Genomic DNA, 20,521 nt, shown 5'->3' on the forward strand with positions numbered 1-20,521 from the left:
AGTAAATGCTGTAGTTATGATTGTTAGTTAGCTTTCCACTGAGCATACAACCTAACAGTTCCGCCATCTTTAGACGATAACTTACTTACGGACTCACAATCCTTATAAGAAGTACCGCTTCCGTCAGCTTTTGTATTCCAACCTGCGAAAGTACTGCCTGACTTAGAAAATTCATTCTTGTCAAGATTCTGTGCTTCGTCATACAGGAAATACTGATCAGGAGTTTTAAGCGTCTGTTTATTCTTTAACTTGTTTCCAAAAACATCTTTTGAATAAAGAAGGTTCTTTGTTTTGATATTATGAATTTCTGTTACCTTACCACTGGTAGTAATATTTTCATAATTCCATTTAGAATCAAAATAAAGGGAAGGTGTTACCCAGTATTTTCCGGACATCCCCATTACCTTGCCTGTTTCGGTTTTATACTTCAGGCTGATATGCGGATAAGTTATTCCATACGCCGGTTTATAAGTACTTGACGTCAGACTACAAGTATAAGAATGATTTGTTTTAACGCCTTTTCCACCATTAGCATTATATTTTATCCTATAGTTTTTCGGAGTCCACATAGCGTAAAGGTCAAAATCGGTATCATTAAGTTTAGTAGTATCTACCAGGTCCATATTATTATACTGTACGCCGGTTCCGTCAGCTTTTGTATTCCAAGCATAAACGACATAACCTTCTTTAGTATAATTAGAATTATCGATACATAGTTCTAAAGACCTGCTTCCTGAATTTTCTTCATCATTTGCAGGATGTAATTCTTTTCCGCCGTTTGCGTGATATTTGATAACATGCCATTTGGCCCACTGAGCATATAATATTACAGTTCCGCCTGCAGGAGCAAGAGTATTGCTTATTTTTGAATCTTCATCTAGCCTTTTGCCGCTGCCGTCAGCTTTTGTATTCCAACAAATAAATTCATATCCTTCTTTTGTAAATTTACAAGTTCTATTAGAAAGAGTATAACTGGCTATTTTCTTGTCAGCGCTGTCACGATATATGGAAGCTGAAGTTAAATGACTTTCACCAACTCCGCCATTTGCCTTATATATTACATCAAATGACTTATCTTCTCCCGTTTTAACAGTCTTTGCTTTTGAATAAGAACTTGATCTGTATCCCTTCTTATTCACCTTTACCTTTATTTTGCAAGTGTTATTAAATCCGCAAGTGACAATACACTTATTAGACTTTACTTTCTTGGTCTTTGTTTTCTTTGTTCTGCCATCGGTATAAGCGACTGTGTAAGACGATGCTTTCTTTACTTTTTTCCAAGTCACCTTTGCCTGATAGCCGTTATATACCTTTGTACTCGTTATCTTTGTTGCAGGTGCTTTCCTTGACGCAGCGTAAATGTTGCTTTGCGTCATAGTAAAAGACATTGCAATTACTATAGCAATGCTCATAATAATAACAGCACACTGTTTTATTCTTTTAGTTATAATTCTCATTTCTTCTTCCTTTCTCTAATAAATATGAATTTATTGTTTATTTTTGATTTACTATTGTCTATAAGAATTGCAGATGAATATTATACAACCGGATACAATGGAATACGAGGAAAAAAATACCGCCAGAAAAGGCTGATCTGCCCTATTCTGACGGTCTGATAATCTATTGAGTGCTGTCTTGTACCTCCGAAGCAGCCTCTTTCGCCTTCCTTATGGTGCGTCTGTGCCAGAAGCAGTATATCGCATATGTAAGTCCAGCCAAGCAAATGTAATCATCGATAACTGATGATATAAGACCTATTATGAGAGATATTATCGCAGCTATAAGATATGTCTTTCTGTCTTTGTCTGCATATTCGGGATGCTGCGAATATTCTTCGACGAGTCTCTTCTTCGGCTTGCGATTGGGAGGCTCATTAATATAGTCTACCCATTCGGCATCGGCGCCGTTATCTTTGGATGCTGGCTTATCCGTCAGCGGTTTATTTTCTCGCATATCGTTTTCAGTAGCGGCCTCCGTTTTCTGCATATCGTTTTCAACGGCACTATTTTCCACTTTAACAGGTTTATTTCCGTCTGCGTTTTTGCCGGAGGTCTTCGGGAACTTTCCCTTTCCGGAGCCACCTGTTACAGCATCGAAGGCCACACCTGTCACACCGGTACCGATAGTAGTTTTGTCATAGACTCTGTTATACACGGCTTTCTCAGGATTCCTTATAACTCCCATAGCCTTGGTCCCGTAGAGCGGATTTATCTCCTTTTTTACAGCCCTCTTTATACGCCCAGTAGTTCTAGCCTTGACAGAGCGCGTAAAGCTGGGCGTTCTTACACCATATTTCATATCTTATTCCATACCTCCTCATTTGAGATGATTGCCGATATATACGATTGGCGAAGTCAAAAAACCGAACAGTCCGCCAGCCACAAAGGGCATCAGATCATCTTATTATCATTTTCACACTTTCTATCTTAGTAAGTTCCTTTCTTATATGCCTATTATACTCTCATTGCGTTATCGTGCAAATATATTTGTTGTTATCTAAACAACAAGTCCATACAAAATCTACAAAATCTGCAAAACTAAAAATCGCCAAATTTCGTATTTTCAACGGTTTCAGCGATTTAATAACTGGTGCGCCTGGCGGGATTCGAACCCGCGGCCTTCACATTCGGAGTGTGCCACTCTATCCCCTGAGCTACAGGCGCGTAACGGTATTATTATAGCATATATTTCTCAATGCTTCCAGTAGGAAACTGTTCTCTTCATAAGTTCTTACTGCAATTCTGTAATAACCCTGGCACAGACCGTGATAGTTGGCGCAGTTTCTGATGAGTATACCCCTAGTTTGAAGAGGCTCATCCAATGGAAAACCGCTCTTGAAGAATACGTAATTGGCTTCAGAATCATAGACCTTGAAGCCAAGTTCTTTCAAGCCTGACTTTAGACGGTTCCTCTCCGGTGCAACAACTGCCGGAGCATCGCCTTTATATGCTGACATAGCTGCGGCGCCTGCCTTGGCGGATGCCGTTGATACGGGCCATGTCTGCATGGTGTCATCTATTGCATCACAATCCTCTGTATCGCTGCAAATGCAGTATCCCAGGCGCAGACCCGCCATAGAAAATAACTTGGTGAAGGACTTCAGAACAATTATTCCAGATAAGTTCTCAATGCAATCCAGTATAGAGCATGCTCCCTCATTTTCCAGGAATTCTGCAAAGCACTCGTCTACAATCAGACGTCCACCGCCTCTGCTGCATGCTGATGCCATTGACAGTATTACATTTCTGTCAACCACTATACCAGTAGGATTGGACGGATTGCATATAAATACCATGTCATAGCCTGCTACTCTGTCACTTATGTCCTGTGGAACATGAAATCCGTCTTCTTCTTTCATTTCTAGGTATTCTACCAGGCAGCCTGCTAATTCCAGTGCTTCTGCGTATTCTGAGAAAGCCGGCGCAACTATTAATGCTGAACCAGGCCTGAATGCCATAGCTATTCTGAATATGATATCTGCAGCACCGTTTCCGCAGCATATCCGGTCTTCACTGACTCCGTGAAATCTGCTGATGATAGACTTCAGTTCCCTGCAATCCGGATCCGGATAGCTTTCATATTGGTCTATGCTTTCGATCAGAGCCTTCTTAGCCGCCGTCGGCATTCCCTGAGGATTCAGATTAGCCGAAAAGTCATAGACCTTATGATCGTATTTATAAATGTTTCCACCATGTATTTCAGGTTTCATGATTCTCCCTTACAATTGATACTGTATTGCGTTGATTATAGCTGCGGCGATGTTGCTTCCGCCCTTCCTGCCTCTTGCTACTATTGCAGGTATGCCAGAGTCTATAAGTTGCTCTTTGCTTTCTACGACGTTTACAAAGCCTACAGGCACGCCGACTACGGCTACCGGGTCAAGCTTTCCTTCAGCTACCAGACTGCATATGGACAAAAGTGCTGTCGGGGCGTTGCCTATGGCGAATATTACCGGCTTTCCAAGGTGCGCTGCTTTTTCCATGCTTACATAGGAGCGCGTCAGTCCGCGGCTTTTCGCTTCAGCCGCCACGTCTTCATCGCCTATGAAACAAAGGACTTCCCCTCCATTGGCCTCTATGCGCTTTTTATTGATGCCGGACTGAGCCATTCTAGTGTCAGTGACGATCGTAGCGCCATTTCTGATGGCTTCTTTGATTCTGTCTGCGACGCCGTCTGAGAAATACATACTGTCAGCATACTCGAAATCAGCTGATGTGTGAATACACCTTTTGATTATGAGCTCGTACCTTGGGTCGAGTTTTTTATCGCCAAGAGTCTCGCTTATTATTTCAAAACTGCGTTTTTCAATATCCGCAGGCTTAATGTTTTCTATTTTCATCTGTTATCCCTTCCTTATTTTACCAGATCCAGTATCAGGTCCACATCTAAGGCCTTTCTAAGACCTTCCGCAAGGATGTCATACTGCTCCTGCTTATACTTTTCTATATCAAAGGCTTTCACCTTAGAAGGATCCAGGCCTTTCTCACGGAACAAGGCCTCTATAACCGTTTTAGCTACATTCTCTTTATCAAAGACGCCGTGGATGTAAGTGCCATAGACATTCCCTTCGTTGATTATATTAGCATCTGCTTCTGAACGGCCCATGTGTATTTCATAGCCTTTGAAATCAAGGCCTGACAAGTCGCTGAAGATGCCGGTCACATCTGACAACTGTCCTTCTGACTCCTGTGTCACCTTCTCATGGGCAAATTCAGTGCTGTGAGGCAGAAGGCCCATAGCAGATAATGTCCCGCCGTGTTCCACATTGTATGGATCGGAAATACTCTGACCTAATATCTGATATCCGCCGCATACGCCCATTACAGGTTTTCCGGAAGAGCTGTACTTAAGAACCGCTGCTTCCAGACCAGACTGACGCATCCAGAGAAGATCAGCCATAGTATTTTTTGTTCCAGGAATTATTACCATGTCAGGATCACCTAACTCCGACGCCGATGACACATAACGCACGCCTACGCCGTCAATATACTCCAAGGGATTGAAATCCGTGAAGTTTGATATGCGTGGCAGCCTGATGACCGCAATGTCGATGAGAGCCTCTGGAGACGCGCCCTTGAATTTAGATGAGAGACTGTCCTCATCATCTATATCAAGATGCATATAGGGAACCACGCCGACTACGGGTACTTTGATTATGTCCTCAAGCATCGTAAGGCCCGGCCTGAGAATATCCAAGTCACCTCTGAATTTATTTATGACTACGCCCTTGACCCGGGCCCGCTCTTCCTCGTCAAAGAGCAGCATAGTGCCGGCAAGTGAAGCGAAGACGCCTCCCCTGTCGATGTCGCCTACTAGAAGTACCGTGGCGTCTATCATGTTTGCCATACCCATATTCACCAGGTCGTTATCCTTCAGGTTTATTTCTGCCGGACTGCCTGCGCCCTCGAGAACTATTACGTCATAGTCCGATGCCAATGAATCATAGGTTTCCCTGATTGCTTCTCTGAAGACAGGCTTCTTGTCGTAGAACTCTGTGGCCGTAAGATTGCCGTAGACCTTGCCGTTGAGGATTACCTGAGATCCTTTGTCGCTGGTTGGCTTAAGCAGCACCGGATTCATTCTGCAGTCAGGCTCCAGTCCGCAGGCCTCAGCCTGAGTCACCTGGGCCCGGCCCATTTCCAGGCCATCCTTGGTTATGTAGGAGTTCAGAGCCATGTTCTGAGCCTTGAATGGCGCCACATTATAGCCCTCCTGCTTAAGTATCCTGCATATGCCTGCTGTCAGCAGACTTTTCCCTGCATTGGAGCAGGTTCCCTGTATCATTATAGATTTAGCCATTTTTCTCCTCATATCAATAAAACTACTGCTACTCTCGCTAACTCTGCAAGGGCCAGCATTATGACCGATGCAGCGTACATCAATGTTATGGACTTTCTTATATCATCAGCCTCGATGTGACGAAGATCGTCACCGAGTGCATTCTTCTTATACAACTTCCCGAAATAGCAGGCGTCACCGCCAAGCTGCACTCCCAGTGCTCCCGCGCAGGCAGATTCCAGATGTCCGCTGTTAGGACTCAGGTGCTTGTTCCTATCCCTTCGCCACATGCGCCAGGCGTTTTTCCCGCTCATTGACGACAGACCTGCTCCAAGAATCATAGCCATTGCCGTTATCCTTGAAGGTATGTAATTGAATACATCGTCAGTATAAGCGGAAAATCTGCCGAAGTACAGATATTTTTCGTTTTTATATCCTACCATGGAATCCAGAGTATTCACAGCCTTATACAGAAATCCCAGCGGCGCGCCGCCGATTATCATAAACAACATCGGCGCAGTCACACCATCGGAAGTATTCTCTGCAACTGTTTCAACTACAGCCTTCTCTATTTCATCGAAGTCCATATCTCCCGTGTCTCTTCCGACTATAAATCCAAGGTATTTCCTGGCCTCTTCCAGATTTCCTGCTTCGATCTGATCATACACTCTCATAGCTTCCTTTTTCAGGGATCTGGCTGCGAATATCTGCCAGCACCAGAATACCTGAAGCGCCCATCCCAAACGCCAGTCCAGCATTCCCAGATATTTAATAGCCAGGAATGGAATAATGAATGATATGGCAACTACTGTTACTGTCAGGAAAAAGCCTCCTGCAAGCTGTCCATTTTTAGTAGCTGGGATAATCCGCCGCAAGAGATTTTCTGTAGCGCTTATTAATTTACCTATGAATACTATAGGATGCGGTATCCACCCGGGATCCCCGAATATGGCATCAAGAGCGAAGGCAATCAGAACCGTTGCTGCTATTTCCATGGCTCACCGGCCCCTTCTGCAAACTTCCTGCATTTGTCCACGAAGTTCCCCGCCGCTTCAGGTCTGCTCCAAAGATGTATATGGGGGTAGCCGGCCAAAATATTATCACTGGCTACTGTAGTCTTCCATCTGCGGCCGCGGCTGTTGACAGCCGTGAAGCAATCGCCATACTCGTCTGTGTCGCTGTAATGGAACTCATGACATTTTATCTTGTCTCCCTTATGGCACAAAATATTCTCTGTGTTTGCGGTCAGGGTTTTGTAGCCGAAGCGTACGAGATTGTTAGTCAGTTTGAATCTCGAATCCACAACGCCTGCCATAGGATAGATGTTTTCGCCGTCATCTATGGATTTCCCCAGGTACATGAAACCTCCGCATTCAGCATATATTGGCATGCCCCCATCGGCCGCCTTTCTGACAGAGTCAAGCATAGCTTTGTTAGCTGATAACCTGCCGGCGTGTACCTCAGGGTAACCTCCGCCCAGAATGACACCCCTGACATCCTCAGGCAGACCTTTGTCCTCCAAAGGCGAGAATGGCACCAGTTCTGCCCCGTATTCCCCCAGGAGCTCCAGACTGTCTTCATAATAGAAGCAGAATGCCTTATCCCTTGCTATAGCGATCCGTACCTTTGCCCCTGAAGTAATATGAAGTTCCGGCTTCTCGTATTCTAAAGTGCTTGCACCGGCTGCCAGGGCCAGTATACCGTCTATGTCTAGGGAAGACTCAGCGGCTATGCCAAGTCTCGCCATCTTCTCTTTAAGATTATATATTTCATCGGCTGTGATCAGACCCAGATGTCTGCTTCCAATCTCACCCTCTTCTATATGAGGCATGAATCCATAGCAATCTATGCCCAGCTTTTCCTTCAACATTTCCTTATATATGCCGTACATGGCTTCTGAACAGTTGTTCAGTATCAGTCCCCCTATATTATTCTCCGTAAAATTCAGATAGCCTGCAGCCTCTGCCGCCAGGGAAAGTCCCTTTCCTCTCACATTAAGGACCAGAAGTTCCGGCGTTGATGTAAGCCTTGCAATGTGGTTGGCCGAGCCTGTGTCGTCCTGGAATCCCGCACCGTCATAAATCCCCATAACGCCCTCTATGACAGACAGCTCCGAACCGTCAGAATCCCTGTCCAGGAGATATTTCACCGTGTTCTCCCCACATAAGAAGACGTCCAGGTTCCTTGATTTTGTTCCAAGCACCTCGCTGTGGAACATGGGATCTATATAATCCGGGCCGCATTTGAAAGCTGTAGTATTGACCGCTCTCTGTTTCAGAGCAGACAAAAGCCCGCAGGTAACTGTGGTTTTGCCACAGCCGCTGCCTGCGCCGGCTATTAATATTCTCGCTCCACTGCCTTTAATCATCTTTCTCTCCTCTGAGGATGTATATGGGATTTTCTGCCTTCATGAGATCGTATCTGCCAAGCTTCTCTGCCTTGGATATGTTTATGCACTTGATATCCGTCTTTAACTCTAGACTCTTGAAAAGCACCTGGGCTTCGCTGAGTGTCTCCAGAGTAACGGCCGTTATGACAATGACAGCCGCCTCATTGGCCGCCAGAACTCTTTCTACTATCTCTCTCAGATTGCCGCATGATCCGCCGATAAACACCTTATCTGCCGGCGGGAATCCCTCCATAGCCTCCGGTGCTGAGCCTGACTTCAGGTCAATGTTGTATATGCCAAGATTCTTCATGTTTGCATGGACAAGTTCCACAGCTTCCGCCTTCTTCTCCACTGCGTAAACGAAGCTCTCATTGGCTGCGAGAGCCATGGTGCATGTCATAGCACCTGTGCCGGCTCCGACATCATAAACCACGTCTCCCGGCTTTATAGCCAGTTCTGCCGCCGCAATGCAGCGTATAGTCTCCTTGGTCATAGGCACCTTGCCTCTGATGAAGTCTTCATCACGCAATACCATATTGCTGTCCGCAGCCTCCGGATTGTCAACTATCATTACTGCCAGATCATCAAACTCCAGCTGCGCAAGCTCTGATGGTTTTCCCTGAACTATGCGTTCCGATTCCATAGTAAGATTCTCACCTATGAATACCTGAACATGATCCATTTCTTTATCTGCCAGTTCTCTGACTATGTCTGAGGCTTTCAGGGCTCCGCCCGTCAGGGCGAATACGCTCTTATTATAGCATACAAAAGGTACTATGGAGCTGCCTCGGCCGTGAAGGCTTACAAGTTTCATAGTTTCATAGCCGTGGTCTGTAACTGCCGCAAAATACTGCATGCTGCTGATGCCGCATATGCGCTCTACTGTCACGCCTTTCCCGGCTTGTCTTGCTATAGTGGAAGCTATGCTGTAGAAGCCGGTGTCGCCGCTGGCAACTACACAGAGCCTTTCCTCAGAATCTGCCTTTTCATCTATATATTCCAGAGTTTCTTTGATGCCGCAGGCCTTGGCATTGACATTCAATAATTTCATGTCATGGACCAGCCTTTCAGATGTCAGCACCAGATCAGCTTCTGAAACAGCCTTCTTCATTTTTCCTGTGAACAACTCCGGCGATCCCGGACCTGCTCCAACTACAGTGACATTCATAATGTCCTCAACCTTTCCTTAACTTCATCTAAAGTATACCCTGACTCATGCTCCGGCCGGCCTATGACGATGACCCGGTAACCATCATCAGCAAGGTCCGCTTTGTTCATGAATCCGCCGGCCCTTCCAGTGCTCTTGGTCACGAGAGTTTCCAAGCCATACTGCTCCATTGTAGCAACATTCATTTCCCGGGTAAATGGCCCCTGCATACAGATTATTCTCTTAGGCGGCAATCCTGCGTCCAGACATGCCTTCAGGGACATTTCGCTTGGTAGTACTCTTGCCACTGCCCTCTCGCTGAAATCTCTGACCTGGCTGAAATCCTTTAATTCCTTGGCCCCAGTTGTCAGGAGAAATCCTTCAGTGCTTTGACTCAGCAACTCCGCCGCTTCACTTACAGAAGACACATATTCGAGGCCTTCTGCAGTTTCTTCTTCTCGAACAAGCCTTATGACTTCTTCTCCTGTCTTGGCCGCCGCCGCGGAAATGCAGGCTGTGACCTCTGCTGCGTAGGGATGGGTTGCATCTACGATCAGCCCGTAGCCTTCGGTTTTTATGAGATCTTCCATAGCCTTCTCATCCAGCCTTCCTGTAAATATCCTCATGCCCTCGATATCATCCAGTACCACCTCGCCATAATCAGTGGCAACGCAGATATCTGCCTGTAAAGCCTTGCCTTCATTCATCAAAAAGCGAGCCAGCTCATGACCCTCCGATGTCCCCGCAAATATGAGTATCCTAGACATTCCTGTAGCCACGTGGCGTCACCAGCTTTCCGTTGATCACTCTGGTCGTAGACTTTCCTATGAAAACCGTAGTGAACATGTCTATGTCGTCATTTTCTATCAGGTCTTTCAGAGTGCAGACAACGCCCTGCTCTCCTTGGCGACCGATATTCTTCACATAGCCGCAGGCTGTGTCCCAGCCTCTTGATCTGCTGACTATATTTGCCGCCTTGTCTATGTAATCATGTCTTTTTTTACTCTTTGGGTTATAGATACAGATGACGAAATCAGCCTGAGCCGCCAGATCCAGCCTTTTCTCTATGTCTCTCCAAGGCGTCAGAAGGTCGCTGAGTGATATGACTGCGAAATCGTGGATCAAAGGCGCGCCAAGTACTGCCGCTCCGCTGCATGCCGCTGTTATGCCAGGCACCGTGACTATCTCCACCTGGGGATGATCTGCCGCCACCTCGCTCATGACTCCCGCCATACCGTAAACGCCGGCGTCGCCGCTGCAGACAAAGGCTACTTTGTTCCCTGCCAGAGCGCTGTCAAGGGCCAGCTTGCACCTGTCGACCTCTTTTTTCATGGCCGTCGATTTAACAACTTTGCCCTGACAAAGGTCTTTCACCAGTTCTACATAAAGGTCGTAGCCAACGACAACATCGCTGTCGGCTATAGCCTGCCTGGCCTGAGGCGTCATATATTCACTGTTTCCCGGGCCTATGCCCACTACAAAAATCTTCTTTTCCATTGATTCTCCTAAATTCCTACTAAAACCTGCATTTCCATGGTCTGACTGCCGCTGCTACTGTGACGCCCTCCGACGGCGTCTTCTTCATGATCAGCCGGCCTCCGCTGGCCAGTACGCAGCTGCGTTCGCAGACATTGTCCGCCCCAGTGATTTTTTCAACAAAATCCGAATGGGCGAAGTCTCCCGACGTTGCCATGAGCTCGTCAGGGGAGAAAGTCACAAAAGGCAACCTGTATTTGCCGCAAAAGTCTGCTATGCACTTTTCGTCTTTCTTAAGGTATACGGACGCAACTCTCTCCACTGCAGTCAGGGATATTTCATTGTCCGCCAGAGCTTTCAGCACGGCTTTCTCGAAGTTCTCGCTGTCGCCATTCTTATGACAGCCTACGCCTAAAGTAACTATTTTCGGCACTACATTCAGAGTGTTTTCGTACTTATTGCTGTTTCCCGAAAGACTGACGGATATACCAGCCTCTGCTTCTTCTGAAGTCAGTTCCTGAGGCAACTGCCCTTCAACAGGGAATCCACCTGCATCGAAGCCTACTGCCTCGCCTCGCAGTACTGCACCGGATACTATTTTGATCATTGATAGTTCAGGTATGACACAGCCGTTATCCGAAGCCCAGACATCAGCCGCGAAAGCGCCGTTTATGTCTGTAGCCGTTGTTATTACAGCTTGGCCTCCGATTATGCCCGCTATACGCTCTGTGAGCCTGTTACCTCCGCCAATGTGTCCTGACAGAACAGATATGACATATGCGCCGTCTTCACCGAGAACGACCACTGCAGGATCTGTTCCTTTGGACTTGACATATGGCGCGATCATTCTTACTGCAATACCTACAGCTCCTACGAAGATAATGGCATCACTTATTGTGAACCTGCTTTCCACAAATCTGCCTGCTGTCCCTGATGACCTATCATACATTTCAATGTTCATATCCGGAAGGCCTGCTCTGACCTTCTCCGCAGTTTCCCGTCCCTTGTCTGTAAAGGCCAGGATACAAAGATTCTTCATCATTTGCTAGCCTCTCTGAATTGATGAGTAAATGCAGGGTCATAAAGCTTGGATCTGTCATATTCATTGCCTAGGAACCCGCCTACCATAATAAGAGCCATTTTGTTTATGCCCTCTGCTTCTGCGGCAGACGCAATATCCCTGACCTTGGTCCTGATGACCTTCTGATCAGGCCAGGTAGCTTTGTAAACTATTGCCGCCGGGGAATCCGGACCATAGCCGCCCTCTATAAGTCTGTCAGTAAGCTCTGCCAGCATAGTTGAAGTAAGGAACACCACCATGCTTGCTCCGTGAGTAGCCAGTTTGGTTATTTCTTCCTTTTCCGGCACAGGCGTGCGGCCTGCCATTCTTGTAAGGATCACCGTCTGGCTCACATCGGGAAGTGTGAACTCTGCGTTGAGAGCCGCAGCCGCTCCGATAAATGAACTTACGCCGGGAACCGACTCGTATTTAATGCCCATTTCATCCAGCTGATCCATCTGCTCTCTTATAGCGCCATAAATGCACGGGTCTCCTGTGTGCAGCCTGACAACTTTCCTGTCGCGATTCTCATCCATTACTTTCAGAACTTCCTCCAATGTCATGGAAGCGCTGTCATATATGAGACAGTCTTTCCCCGCCGCCTTCAGCAGTTCCGGATTTACCAGGGAGCCTGCATAGATTATTACATCGGCCTCCTCCAGCAGTTTCTGCCCTCTTACTGTTATAAGGTCCGCAGCTCCGGGACCTGCTCCGATAAAATATACCATTTCTAATCTTCCTTTCTGTTCTTATCAGGCACTATGACCAGGGAAAAGTAACTCGATTGCTCTTCCAACTGCCCTATATCTCTATATACCTTCTCAGTATCCATAGTAGCGCATTCAACCATCATAGCTCCCTCGTCTGCCAACTCATCTTTCAGCTTCATGATACTCTTTCCAGACTTCATCAGTACACGAGTACCCTCTAGGCCACCCATAGCACCTTTGTACGTGGCCGGGATCACATGGAGTATCTCATCTCTCTCACAAAGGGAAACATTCAGGCTTGCTGCTGCTCCGCAGAATGATGTGATTCCCGGGATCATGGCAGTGTCATAGCCACGACCTGCAAGTATTCTGTGTATGTACATAACAGTACTGTAAACAGCCGGATCTCCCAGGGTCAGAAAAGCCACATCCTCCCCTCTGTCCAGGATCTCAGCGATGCCGTCCGCCACTTTCTTATGGCTTTCCGCCAATGCTTTCTTATCCTTGATCATAGGCATATCGCAATACAATAATTTATTATCGTCAATATACTCCCCGGCTATCTTAAGAGCAATATTTTCATTACCTCCGCTTACAGGCACTGCCACCACCTGGCATTCCCTTATGGCTTTGATTGCCTTAACTGTAAGCAGTTCCGGATCTCCCGGACCTATACCTACTGCAATAAATCGTCCTTTCATCTATTTCTCCTCTTCTGTGAATTTATTAATGAACTCTTCCGCTCCACTGCTTTTAATAATATGATCTCTTCCTGTAGAAAACATGAGCACCTCTATCTTTACCTGATTCTTCAATCTGAAGTTCAGATGATCCATGACCTTAGCTATAAGCCGTTCCTTGACAGCCCCATAATATGGCTTATCCTTGATTATATCGAAAGCCTCATCAGTGGTTATGCAACCCAGTATTGCTTCTACAGTTTCAGGATTCGCCCCCAGACAAGCGCAATGTACGCCTATGGTTTCCATTCTGCAGTCAGCATAGGCCGAATGAGTATTCATGACCCCGGCCGCCAGTTTCACCAGTTTACCCATGTGTCCTACAAGGAGAATTTCCTTGAATCCCTTGTATTTAATGTAGTCCAGAGCTTCTCCAACGTAATTGGAAATCTGGACCGATTTGTCTATGTCCAGTTCCAGCTCCTCCATACAGTATTTCCTGCCATAATTTCCCGGCGATATCAGTATGGATTCCGGATTCTCCGCGTATCTTTTATCAATAGATATCTTTATAGTATCCACCAGAGCCTTCTCGCTCATAGGCTCAACTATTCCAGTAGTTCCCAGGATAGATATACCGCCGACTATGCCAAGCCTCGGGTTGAAGGTTTTCTGAGCGGCCTCTTCGCCCCTGGGAACTGATATTTCCACAGCTAGGCCTCCGCTGAAGTCATGACTTTTCTTGACTCTTTCAATGCTGTCTACGATCATTTGTCTGGGCATGGGATTGATTGCCGGCTCTCCTACCTTGCACTGAAGGCCTTTAGCCGTGACCCGGCCTACTCCCCGGCCGCCAAGTATCTCAACTTTCTTCTCGGGCACAAAGGTTACTCTGGCGCATATTTTAAGTCCGCTGGTAATGTCAGGATCGTCGCCGCCGTCTTTTGTTACGGAACAAAATGCATCCTTACCAGTTACAGCCGTATCCTCAATATCAAATGTGGCGCTTTCACCACCAGGAAGTCTGACAAATGCCTGATTTACAGTCTTTCCGGTCAGCAGCATTTCTACAGCAGCCGAAGCTGCCGCCGCAGCACAGCTCCCTGTTGTGTATCCGCATCTCAATTCTTTACCATTTTTTACTATAGTATCTTTATTCATCTACGATCATTCCCTTTTCTCTAGCTATATGAAGCAGTTCACCGATCCTTTTGTTGCAGTCGCCTATGACTACGCCGGCGTCTATGACACGATCGCAGCTGAGCATAACATCTAACGCCTTCTCGAAGGTGTCTTTGCTTATTTCTACGAAGGGTTCCTCTGTGATCACCTCCGAAGCCAGCAATCTTGCCAACTGTATATCTATGTCATTCTTATATAATATGCCTGCCGCAAAAGGTACGTTATTCTTCTGCAGTTTCCTGTAAGTCTTGATTCCACTGCCTCCTGACGATACTACGAATGTCTTGGGTTTACCCGCCGGTTTCTGTAGTTCTATGCTTCCGAAGACGGGATCGAAGAATCCGTTGTCGATATTATAGAGTTTCCTAATGGTATCTTCCCTGAATATTTCATCAGGGGTTCCGAAATGGGATATCCTGTCGCCATTGACACAGATTATCTTGTCAGATATCTTTTCTGCCAAATCTATTTCATGAAGTGACATGACCACGGTTATACCCTTTTTCTTAGCCATATTTCTTAAAATAGACAGGAGCTCCAATTTGTACCTGATATCCAGAAATGATGTAGGCTCGTCCAGTATGATTATTTCCGGTTCCTGGCATATGGCTCTCGCCAGAAGTATCCTCTGTTTCTGACCATCACTGATTGCATTAAAATCCCGGGTACCAAGTTCTCGTGCGTTTACTGCCGCAAGGGCCTCGTCAACTTTATCCTCATCCTCGCGTGTCAATATACCAAGCCGTCCGGTGTATGGGTATCTGCCGGTCGCAACTATATCATGGCAAGTCAGCAGTTCCGGCTTCATTCTATCTGTAAGAACTACAGCCATCTTAGTAGATAGTTCCTTGAACGTCGTATTATGCAGGTCGTTTACGTCTAGTACTACCTTGCCTCTTATGATCTGCAGTTGCCTGGTTATGCTCTTCAGAATAGTTGATTTGCCGGCCCCATTAGGTCCGATAAGAGTAACTATCTCGCCCTTATGGATGTCTATGCATATATCCTTGATAAGTACTCTTTTGTTATATCCTACTGACAGCTTGTCCATTGAAAGATACGCTTTTCCCATATCAGCGAACTCCTTTCTTTCTTATCATCATATAGATGACTATCGGCGCTCCGAATATCGATGTTACTGTGCTTATATTCAGTTCTAATGGTGCGAATGCCAGTCTGGCAACGATATCACAGAACATGCAGAATACGCCGCCGCCAAGGAATGTAGCCGGTATTACCACTAAGGGCTTGGATGTGCCCAGGCTCCCTTTGACCAGGAACGGCACTGCTATTCCTACGAAGGAAATCGGTCCTGCGAAGGCCGTAACGCAGGCTGACAACAGACTGGAAAGCAATATCAACATTACCCGGAAGAATTTTATATTCACGCCTATGCTTTGTGCGTAAGCCTCTCCCAGCTGATAAGCTCCTATAGGCTTGGATAGTATCAATGTCAGTCCCATTGTTACTCCGATTACCACAGTGCCTATGCCTACGTTGCTCCAGCTCATACCGGAGAAGCTGCCCTGAGACCAGCCGTGCAGGTTAGCTATGTCAGAGTCGCTGGCAAAGGTGATTATGAAGTCTGTTGCCGCCGAGCATATGTATCCTATCATTATGCCGGCAACCAGCAAGGCCGCCATATTTTTGATCCGTCTGGCTACCAGAAGAATGAAACCCATAGATATAAGTGATCCCACGAAGGCGGCCAGTATCATAGTGTAGGAAGATACTGACTGCATGTATTGCAAGGAAACGATCATGACGAAGGCAACTACCATTTTTGCACCTGAAGAGATGCCAAGCACATATGGCCCTGCTATAGGGTTTTCAAAAAATGTCTGAAGGAGGAAGCCTGAAATAGACAGGGCTCCTCCCAGTATTGCCGCCATAAGTATCCTCGGCAGTCTTATCCTCCATATTATATTTACTTCCTGTTCATCGCCCTGACCAGTAAATAAAATATGCACTATCCTAGATATGGGTATTTCAACATTGCCGGAATTAATATTAATTATTGTAATAGCAAAAAATCCTGCTACCAAAAATATAAATACCAGTGTATATCGGCTGCGCCTTCGAAAGTTCTCATGATGAAAACTTTCGACAGGGCTGCCTGTTTCTTTAATTTTAATCTCTGTATTTCCCATAGGCTACTCCAGTTTAGTTATGAATTTAAGATTCTCGGGATTCTTCTCAGTGAAAAGCTCGTGGAAATCAAGGATCATGTCACCCACTACATCCGTGCGCTGGTACATAGATGTCCCTGTGACCCAGCAATTTCCGTTCTTCACAGCCTTGAATTTCTTCATGATCGGATCCTTGGCCTTCAGGTCGTCGAGGCTTCTTACAGTGCTGTCTATGCTACCGTTATAGACAATATAGTCAGCGTCTGCTGCCGTATCATAGAACTTCTCTATGGTCATCGGTATTGAAGTCTTGCCATCGCTGCTGTCCAGATCTTTGAATATGTATCGCCCGCCGGCCATCTTGATCATAGTAGGCACATAATCAGTACTTCTTCTGACTACAGCTTTACCATCTGTAGATATATAGAAGAATGCTACGGTCTTCTCAGTATTTTCGAAATCCTTCAATTTGCTGACTTTCTTTTCCTGCTTCTTGAAGAAGGCCTCCGCTTCATCTTCCTTTCCAACAAGGGTTGCGTATAGTTTGATCCACTCTACTCTTCCCAAAGGATTAGTCTCATAACTGGAACGATCGATGAAAACAGGTATTTTCAGGTCTTCGATCATTTCCTTCACCTCAGGGGTATGGTTGATCATTGTAGATTCAACAGCCAGTCCGCAGTTTTTGTTTAGAAGCATCTCGTAATCCGGCTGGCTGTATTTACCCGCATAGACCATCTTGCCGCTCTTCATAGCCTTCTTCGGCGCATCGAATGACCATTCTGACGCCCTGAGACCGGCCATTTTAATGGAATCCAGGCCGTCCATGGCTGCAAACAGCGACATAGTTGCCGTAGCGGCCATGTATATATTCTTGACCGGTCTCTTAATAACGACAATATCCTTATCCAGATCCTTTGGTTTATCCTTGCCTTTAGGTATCACCAAATATTGCGCATCATCCTTCACGTCTATAAGTTCATAACCGTCCTCATAGTAATAGACATTAAACTGCTTGGCGTAATCAAGTTTCAAGGTCGACTTATAGGTCAGCCCTTTGATTTCTGGAGCCTTACTTCCCTCTGACGATCCACTGCTCCCGCTGCTTCCGCAACCGGTCAGGGCCATTACCGCAACCATACACGCAATTATTATCAATACTGTAGTTTTCTTTAGTTTACTTTTCATCATTTACTTCCTTGTTGAAAATCTTAACTGCTTTCTTTTCCTGTCCGCTGAGCACACCGTAAACCTTGATCCACTCTGCCTTGGCCAGTTTGCCCTTTTCGTCCGCTGAACGATCTACCAGCACAGGCACAGACAACGCTGTAAAGCGCTCTTCCAAAGTAGTAAGGGATTTTTCCTTATCCTTGGCCTCAGCCGCAGCCTTCTTTGCTTTCTTTGATGCAAAAATACCGCTGGTCTTGCCTTCTACCTTTGCAGGTAAAACATTATCTGACAAAATGCAAAGCTTAGTTTTGTTCTTGACTAAAGTGCTGTAGTCAGGCGATTTGTAACTGCCGGCATACTTGATGTCCCCAGCCTTCAAAGCCTTGCTCACGCTGGCCGTCTTGATTTTACTCTTGCTGATTCCCACGGTGCCGATTTTGTCGGTGACGCTGAGTCTGTCCATGAAAGCCAGACTTTCATCTGATGCGACATAAGCGTCCTTTACAGGTTTTTCAACTATGATACATTTCTTATCAAGTCCAGCCGGCACATCGTAACCCTTTGGCACTACCAGATAATTTACTATATTGTTCTGGTAAAGAGCCTCCGTGATCTCATGCTGTGACTTGGCTATAGGATTACCTTCTTCATCATATTCAACCTTGTCTGCCGACTTGGATTCAGACTTGGACTTCTGATAAAGTTCCGTATTACTTGTCAGATCCATAACAATCAGAGTCACGCCATCCTCGTACTTGAATATCTTGAAATACCCGGCCTTCTTGATCTTGACTGTCGATTTATATGTCAGGCCTGTAATAGTCGGCGCCTTGGTCGGCATCTTATAGGTCGACAAAGTAGTAGCCTTGGTTGATGCTCCGCCCTCAGCCTTGGCAATGTATATGGAATATCTTACCCAATGGGCCGACGACATGGCTGTAGTCCTGCCTATAATGGTATTGTTAGCGTTGAGTTTTACCGGTATAACAAAGGTCGACATGCCGCCGCCTGTCTTGGCGTAGATCCTTCCGCCGGCTTTCAGGCTGTCGTAGGAACTGCTGCTGAAAGTTATGGCAGCATAGGCTCTGCCATTGCTGACTGTGATCTTGGAACACCTGATGTAAGCCAGACGTCCCGAACCTCCGGACCAGTTGAAAGAATCCGGACTATATGTGCCATCCTTAAGCGTTGTAGAATTATTCACTGACGCCGTTGTAGCAGAAGCGCTGACAACAGTAGATTTACCACTGTTTCTCTTATATGTGTTCTTTTTATTTCCCGTCGTAGTAGTGCCGGATTTCACCTTCTTGGCCGTACCGCTATAGAACTTTATCGTCCTGTCACCGTACCACTTGTTATAATTCCTGGAATGAGCAGAAATGTTAAGTTTGGTATCCAGCTTGGATACAGGTATAGTGTACGAATAGAATCCATTCTTAGCCTTGTATTTTATCCAAGAGGACTTGCTCGCCTTCTTGGCCTGAGACTCCGTGCCCATGTAAACATAATCATAGCCCTGACCGTTTAATGTTATTGTTGCCTTGATCTTGCCATTCATTACAGTTATAATGCTGTAATGAACAGACGCGTCCCTAGGATAAATGTAAAACATCTTCCCTGTTACTTCAGTTCTGATCTTGTATGTTCCGTCCTTAAGTTTTTTCTTCTTGTCTGTTGTTATGTCATCTTTACCGGTGTCACCGCTTGACGGATCATCGGCCTTGATGATTGCTGACGAGCTGGTGAGTCCGGCCCTGACCGTGTATGTAATGTCATGGGCTTCGGCCATAGCCGTCGTCGTGCCTATTATAGTGTTATCTTTGTTCAGGCTCAAAGGGATCACATAAGTAGATGTTCCTTTGGCTGTGTCTATGATTCCGTCATATACCCTGCCGTCAGCCTTGAGTTTAGTGTAATATCTACTACCGAATACTATGGTAGCAAATGCATGACCGTCGCTGACCGTTATCTGACTGCAACTGATCTTTACCTTGCCCGAGCCCCCGCTGTATGTGAAAGAATCCGGCTTATATGAATTATCTTTAATATCTGTAGAATTATCAACGGTCACTGTGCTTGCATCTACTGCAGGTTCGGCCAGTTTGACATTGACTTTATATATAACATCGTGAGCTGCCGACATAGCTGTCGTAGTCCCGGTTATTTCCATATCCTTATTCAGTTCAACAGGAACATCTGCGAATACAGATGCAGTTCCTACTGTTGTGGCCTTGTATGTTACTCCATTTACCTTGATTTTCGTATAAAACTTGCTACTGAATATTATTTTTCCATAGGCTTTGCCGCCCTTTACTGTTATCTGTGGACAGGTTATAGTTACCTTGCCGGTACCACCGCTGACAGTGATACCGAAAGGTATATAGGTTCCATCGGATAGTGTAGTTGAATTGTCAAAGGCATCCAAAGTAGTCGCAAGTCTGACTGCTTTAGCCGTGGTGACATAATGTGTAGTTTCTTCTCTCGGTTCAGCAGCCTTCTTCTTTACAGCATCTGATTCAACGGTATCTTCAGTATCTTGCTGATCCTTATCAGATGTAGTCCCAGACTGATCATCTGCATTATCTTCTGCCGTCTGATCTGACGCTGTCTGACTTTGATCAGAAGCTGTCTGATCTTCAGCTATTCCTTCGTCTGATGGCTGCTCCTGCGATACTGCAGTGCTTACTTCACTCGATCCCGTACCGTCAGCCATGACTGATGGGGTCATCATCATTACGAGAGTGACCATCAGAATAACTGTTAATATGACTTTGATTTTACCTTTCAACTTACAACTCTC

General features: G+C 45.9%; 18 protein-coding genes and 1 tRNA gene. All 19 read right to left on the minus strand.

Going from position 1 to position 20,521, the window contains the following annotated elements; genetic code table 11:
* Positions 1-23: 23 nt before the first annotated feature.
* On the minus strand, positions 24-1,457 hold the full coding sequence (locus tag EV211_RS07730; protein WP_133528858.1) for an InlB B-repeat-containing protein: 1,434 nt from the start codon (positions 1,455-1,457) through the stop codon (positions 24-26).
* Positions 1,458-1,620: 163 nt separating this feature from the next.
* Positions 1,621-2,298 (minus strand): hypothetical protein, encoded by a 678-nt coding sequence (locus tag EV211_RS07735; RefSeq protein ID WP_133528859.1) that lies wholly within the window; start codon positions 2,296-2,298, stop codon positions 1,621-1,623.
* Positions 2,299-2,587: 289 nt separating this feature from the next.
* Positions 2,588-2,663, minus strand: a tRNA-Arg gene (locus EV211_RS07740).
* Positions 2,654-3,709, minus strand: coding sequence for a pyridoxal phosphate-dependent aminotransferase (locus EV211_RS07745; protein WP_133528860.1), 1,056 nt, complete (start codon positions 3,707-3,709; stop codon positions 2,654-2,656). The genes EV211_RS07740 and EV211_RS07745 overlap by 10 nt, the downstream gene beginning before the upstream one ends.
* A gap of 9 nt (positions 3,710-3,718) precedes the next feature.
* Positions 3,719-4,339, minus strand: coding sequence for a precorrin-8X methylmutase (locus tag EV211_RS07750; protein WP_133528861.1), 621 nt, complete (start codon positions 4,337-4,339; stop codon positions 3,719-3,721).
* Positions 4,340-4,353: 14 nt separating this feature from the next.
* Positions 4,354-5,799 carry a cobyric acid synthase gene (locus EV211_RS07755; RefSeq protein ID WP_133528862.1) on the minus strand — a complete coding sequence of 482 codons (1,446 nt, stop codon included), beginning with the start codon at positions 5,797-5,799 and terminating at the stop codon, positions 4,354-4,356.
* Positions 5,800-5,807: 8 nt separating this feature from the next.
* Positions 5,808-6,773, minus strand: a complete 966-nt coding sequence (gene cbiB, locus EV211_RS07760) for an adenosylcobinamide-phosphate synthase CbiB (RefSeq protein WP_133528863.1) — start codon at positions 6,771-6,773, stop codon at positions 5,808-5,810.
* Positions 6,764-8,146, minus strand: coding sequence for a cobyrinate a,c-diamide synthase (locus tag EV211_RS07765; RefSeq protein WP_133528864.1), 1,383 nt, complete (start codon positions 8,144-8,146; stop codon positions 6,764-6,766). Before EV211_RS07765 ends, cbiB begins: the two co-directional genes overlap by 10 nt.
* The gene (gene cbiE / locus EV211_RS07770) at positions 8,139-9,335 is read right to left on the minus strand and encodes a precorrin-6y C5,15-methyltransferase (decarboxylating) subunit CbiE (protein WP_133528865.1); all 1,197 of its coding nucleotides are present in this window, start codon (positions 9,333-9,335) and stop codon (positions 8,139-8,141) included. Before cbiE ends, EV211_RS07765 begins: the two co-directional genes overlap by 8 nt.
* Positions 9,332-10,093: a precorrin-6A reductase gene (gene cobK, locus EV211_RS07775; RefSeq protein WP_133528866.1), complete on the minus strand. Its 762-nt coding sequence runs from the start codon at positions 10,091-10,093 to the stop codon at positions 9,332-9,334. Before cobK ends, cbiE begins: the two co-directional genes overlap by 4 nt.
* Entirely contained in the window at positions 10,074-10,811 is a 738-nt protein-coding gene (gene cobJ, locus EV211_RS07780) for a precorrin-3B C(17)-methyltransferase (RefSeq protein ID WP_133528867.1), read from the minus strand. The genes cobK and cobJ overlap by 20 nt, the downstream gene beginning before the upstream one ends.
* A gap of 19 nt (positions 10,812-10,830) precedes the next feature.
* Positions 10,831-11,832: a cobalt-precorrin 5A hydrolase gene (locus tag EV211_RS07785; protein WP_133528868.1), complete on the minus strand. Its 1,002-nt coding sequence runs from the start codon at positions 11,830-11,832 to the stop codon at positions 10,831-10,833.
* Positions 11,829-12,578, minus strand: a complete 750-nt coding sequence (cobM, locus tag EV211_RS07790; RefSeq protein ID WP_133528869.1) for a precorrin-4 C(11)-methyltransferase — start codon at positions 12,576-12,578, stop codon at positions 11,829-11,831. The genes EV211_RS07785 and cobM overlap by 4 nt, the downstream gene beginning before the upstream one ends.
* 2 nt (positions 12,579-12,580) lie before the next feature.
* Entirely contained in the window at positions 12,581-13,261 is a 681-nt protein-coding gene (cobI, locus tag EV211_RS07795; RefSeq protein ID WP_133528870.1) for a precorrin-2 C(20)-methyltransferase, read from the minus strand.
* Entirely contained in the window at positions 13,262-14,401 is a 1,140-nt protein-coding gene (gene cbiD / locus EV211_RS07800) for a cobalt-precorrin-5B (C(1))-methyltransferase CbiD (protein WP_133528871.1), read from the minus strand.
* Positions 14,394-15,494 (minus strand): ABC transporter ATP-binding protein, encoded by a 1,101-nt coding sequence (locus EV211_RS07805; RefSeq protein WP_133528872.1) that lies wholly within the window; start codon positions 15,492-15,494, stop codon positions 14,394-14,396. Before EV211_RS07805 ends, cbiD begins: the two co-directional genes overlap by 8 nt.
* A gap of 1 nt (position 15,495) precedes the next feature.
* Positions 15,496-16,572 carry a FecCD family ABC transporter permease gene (locus tag EV211_RS07810; protein WP_133528873.1) on the minus strand — a complete coding sequence of 359 codons (1,077 nt, stop codon included), beginning with the start codon at positions 16,570-16,572 and terminating at the stop codon, positions 15,496-15,498.
* Between the two features lie 3 nt (positions 16,573-16,575).
* The gene (locus EV211_RS07815; RefSeq protein WP_133528874.1) at positions 16,576-17,739 is read right to left on the minus strand and encodes an ABC transporter substrate-binding protein; all 1,164 of its coding nucleotides are present in this window, start codon (positions 17,737-17,739) and stop codon (positions 16,576-16,578) included.
* The gene (locus tag EV211_RS07820) at positions 17,729-20,509 is read right to left on the minus strand and encodes a TroA family protein (RefSeq protein WP_133528875.1); all 2,781 of its coding nucleotides are present in this window, start codon (positions 20,507-20,509) and stop codon (positions 17,729-17,731) included. Before EV211_RS07820 ends, EV211_RS07815 begins: the two co-directional genes overlap by 11 nt.
* Positions 20,510-20,521 lie beyond the last annotated feature (12 nt).

The sequence above is a fragment of the Aminicella lysinilytica genome (genome assembly GCF_004362975.1).
GTDB lineage: Bacteria > Bacillota > Clostridia > Peptostreptococcales > Anaerovoracaceae > Aminicella > Aminicella lysinilytica.

Coding starts and splice junctions, on each gene's coding strand:
- EV211_RS07730 (WP_133528858.1), bottom strand. CDS start 1,457: ATGAGAATTATAACTAAAAGAATAAAACAGTGTGCTGTTATTATTATG.
- EV211_RS07735 (WP_133528859.1), bottom strand. CDS start 2,298: ATGAAATATGGTGTAAGAACGCCCAGCTTTACGCGCTCTGTCAAGGCT.
- EV211_RS07745 (WP_133528860.1), bottom strand. CDS start 3,709: ATGAAACCTGAAATACATGGTGGAAACATTTATAAATACGATCATAAG.
- EV211_RS07750 (WP_133528861.1), bottom strand. CDS start 4,339: ATGAAAATAGAAAACATTAAGCCTGCGGATATTGAAAAACGCAGTTTT.
- EV211_RS07755 (WP_133528862.1), bottom strand. CDS start 5,799: ATGGCTAAATCTATAATGATACAGGGAACCTGCTCCAATGCAGGGAAA.
- cbiB (WP_133528863.1), bottom strand. CDS start 6,773: ATGGAAATAGCAGCAACGGTTCTGATTGCCTTCGCTCTTGATGCCATA.
- EV211_RS07765 (WP_133528864.1), bottom strand. CDS start 8,146: ATGATTAAAGGCAGTGGAGCGAGAATATTAATAGCCGGCGCAGGCAGC.
- cbiE (WP_133528865.1), bottom strand. CDS start 9,335: ATGAATGTCACTGTAGTTGGAGCAGGTCCGGGATCGCCGGAGTTGTTC.
- cobJ (WP_133528867.1), bottom strand. CDS start 10,811: ATGGAAAAGAAGATTTTTGTAGTGGGCATAGGCCCGGGAAACAGTGAA.
- EV211_RS07785 (WP_133528868.1), bottom strand. CDS start 11,832: ATGATGAAGAATCTTTGTATCCTGGCCTTTACAGACAAGGGACGGGAA.
- cobM (WP_133528869.1), bottom strand. CDS start 12,578: ATGGTATATTTTATCGGAGCAGGTCCCGGAGCTGCGGACCTTATAACA.
- cobI (WP_133528870.1), bottom strand. CDS start 13,261: ATGAAAGGACGATTTATTGCAGTAGGTATAGGTCCGGGAGATCCGGAA.
- cbiD (WP_133528871.1), bottom strand. CDS start 14,401: ATGAATAAAGATACTATAGTAAAAAATGGTAAAGAATTGAGATGCGGA.
- EV211_RS07805 (WP_133528872.1), bottom strand. CDS start 15,494: ATGGGAAAAGCGTATCTTTCAATGGACAAGCTGTCAGTAGGATATAAC.
- EV211_RS07810 (WP_133528873.1), bottom strand. CDS start 16,572: ATGGGAAATACAGAGATTAAAATTAAAGAAACAGGCAGCCCTGTCGAA.
- EV211_RS07815 (WP_133528874.1), bottom strand. CDS start 17,739: ATGAAAAGTAAACTAAAGAAAACTACAGTATTGATAATAATTGCGTGT.